This window comes from Microbacterium sp., assembly GCF_031178525.1.
Lineage (GTDB): Bacteria > Actinomycetota > Actinomycetes > Actinomycetales > Microbacteriaceae > Microbacterium.
This window is the reverse complement of sequence record NZ_JAPSJA010000323.1, coordinates 1-2,537: the sequence shown is the minus strand read 5'-3', so window position 1 is coordinate 2,537 and position 2,537 is coordinate 1. Positions and strand designations below refer to the sequence as shown.

The 2,537-nt window shown below is 73.2% G+C and carries 3 protein-coding genes; 2 read left to right on the top strand and 1 reads right to left on the bottom strand.

Annotated features, from left to right (window positions below):
* Positions 1 to 1,431: ABC transporter ATP-binding protein (locus RIF89_RS13845; protein ID WP_309069666.1), on the top strand; the 1,431-nt coding region annotated here is incomplete at its 5' end.
* A gap of 60 nt (positions 1,432 to 1,491) precedes the next feature.
* Positions 1,492 to 2,256: an alpha/beta hydrolase family protein gene (locus RIF89_RS13840; RefSeq protein WP_375294487.1), complete on the top strand. Its 765-nt coding sequence runs from the start codon at positions 1,492 to 1,494 to the stop codon at positions 2,254 to 2,256.
* Positions 2,257 to 2,297: 41 nt separating this feature from the next.
* Here RIF89_RS13840 and RIF89_RS13835 read toward each other — a convergent pair.
* On the bottom strand, positions 2,298 to 2,537 hold a 240-nt coding region (locus RIF89_RS13835; protein ID WP_309069664.1), incomplete at its 5' end, for a tannase/feruloyl esterase family alpha/beta hydrolase.

Below are 2,537 nucleotides of genomic sequence, written 5' to 3'. Positions count from 1 at the left end.
GCCGTGCTCACGCAGGGTCTCGCCGACAGCGTCGGCAACATCCTGCTGTTCGTGGGCGCGCTGATCGCGATGCTGATCATCGACCCGATCCTGCTGCTCAGCATCGTGGGGGTGCTGGGGATCAGCGTGGTCGCGGTCGTGTCGCTGAGCGGCCGGATGCGCCGCGCCACGGCGCGTCAGCAGGAGCGGGTGGGCGAGCTCACGAGCGGCATCGAGCGCGCGATCGGCGCCGTGCGCACGATCCGCGCCGCGGGCGCCGCGACCCGCGAGGAGCGCGCCGTGGCACGGAAGGCCGAAGAGGCGTACGAGGCCGGCGTCGAGGTCGCGAAGGCGTCGGCGCTCGTCGTGCCGATCGCGGGCGTCGCGCTGCAGGCGTCGATCCTCGTCGTGCTCGGGGTCGGCGGCTACCGCGTCGCCTCTGGCGCCGTCGAGGTCGCGAGCCTCGTGACGTTCGTGATGTTCCTGTTCCTCATGATCATGCCGCTGGCCTCGGCGTTCGGCGCCATCTCGAGCGTCGGCCAGGCGCTGGGTGCGCTCGGCCGCATCCAGGAGATCCTGGACCTTCCCGACGAGACCGCTGCGGACGCCGCGCCGCGCGCCGCTGCGCCCGTCGAGGGCGCTCCCGCGATCGCGTTCCGCCACGTCCGCTTCCGCTACCCGGAGGCCGCCGTCGCCGCGCGCGAGCGCGCGAAGCAGGAGGCCCTGGACGCGCACGTGCCGCTCGATGAGGCTGCGCAGGACGATCGCGCCGAGGAGGTGCTGCGCGGCGTGTCGTTCGAGGTTCCCCGCGGGTCGCGCGTCGCTCTCGTGGGGCCGAGCGGCGCGGGCAAGTCGACGATCCTGTCGCTGCTCGAGCGCTTCTACGACCCGACCGACGGCCGGATCGAGCTCGACGGGCAGGACGTGCGGGAGCTGTCGCGCGACGAGCTGCGGGCCCGGTTCGGCTATGTCGAGCAGGATGCGCCCACGCTCGCCGGCACGCTCGCCGACAACCTCCGGCTCGCGTCGCCCGACGCATCCGACGCCGAATGCGAGCGCGTGCTGCGCGCCGTCAACCTGGGCGGCGTGATCGACCGGTCCCCCGCCGGCGTCGACACCCCGGTCGGCGAGGACGGCGTGATGCTGTCCGGCGGCGAGCGCCAGCGTCTCGCGATCGCGCGTGCTCTGCTCTCCGCCCCGCCGATCCTCCTCCTGGATGAGTCGACGTCGTCGCTCGACGGTCTCAACGAGCAGCTGATGCGCGACGCGATCGACGCGGTCGCCGAGGGCCGGACGCTGCTGGTGATCGCGCATCGCCTCTCGACCGTGATCGACAGCGACCGCATCGTCGTGCTCGACCACGGCGAGGTGGTCGGTCAGGGCACGCACTCGGAGCTCGTGGAGTCCGTTCCGCTGTACCGCGACCTCGCGCGGCACCAGCTGCTGGTCTGACCCTCCACCTGCCGGGTGCGCGTCGCGCAGCATTCGCGCTCGACTGGCACGATGAAGCGCATGAGCGAGCAGGTGCAGTTCCCGTCGACGTCCGGACCGATGCTGGCGGGGGTGCTCGAGGCGCCGGAAGGCGAGGTGCGCGGCTGGGGAGTGTTCAGCCACGGGCTGACCCTCGGCAAGGACTCCCCCGCGGCGTCGCGCATCTCGAAGGCGCTGGCGGCGAGCGGGATCGGGATGCTGCGGTTCGACAACCTCGGGCTGGGCGATTCGGGCGGTGACTGGGCCGACAGCTCCTTCTCGCTCAAGGTCGCCGACACGGTCGCCGCCACGCGGTTCATGGCCGAGCGCGGCACGCCGGCCTCGCTGCTCGTCGGGCACTCGTTCGGCGGCGCCGCCGTGCTGGCCGCCGCGGAGCAGTGCCCCGACATCCGCGCGGTCGCGACGGTCGGCGCCCCGTACGAGCCGAAGCACGCCGAGCACAACTTCGAGCACGTCGTGGATCTCGTGATGGCGCACGGCGAGGCGGAGTGGCGGGTGGGCGGGCGCGAGCTCACGCTGCGCCGCGGGTTCGTCGAGGACCTGCGCCGCACCGATCTGGACGACGTGATCGAGCGGCTGCGCACGCCGCTGCTCATCCTGCACTCCCCCGACGACACCATGGTGCCGATCCGGCATGCGCAGGACATCTTCTTCGCCGCACACCATCCGCGCAGCTTCATCGACCTGGACGGCACCGACCACTTCCTGACGGGCAGGGGTCACGCGGCCCGCGCCGCACGCATCATCGCGGCCTGGGCCGACGCCTACCTGGCACCCGCGCGCTGAGCGGGGCGGTGCGCCCGGCGCACCGCCCCGCTCAGGTCGGGTCAGCGGCCGCCGTGCCGGCCACCCGAGTTCGGCTTGCAGGCGAAGCTCGACGCCGACTCGGGGTCGCCCCCGACGTAGCGCGCGACGAGCGGATACACGCACAGCGGTCGCGTGCGATCCGGCGACCAGGACGCGGGCACCTCGGGGTTCACGCCACCGGGGTTGCCGGCGCCGCGTGCGGACGCGACGAGCCGGTCGGGGGCCTTGCCCTGCTCGACCCACGACACGATCGCACCGAG

Bases quoted from the DNA above. Each gene is read 5' to 3' on its own strand.
- RIF89_RS13840 (WP_375294487.1), top strand. From the start codon at position 1,492: ATGAGCGAGCAGGTGCAGTTCCCGTCGACGTCCGGACCGATGCTGGCG.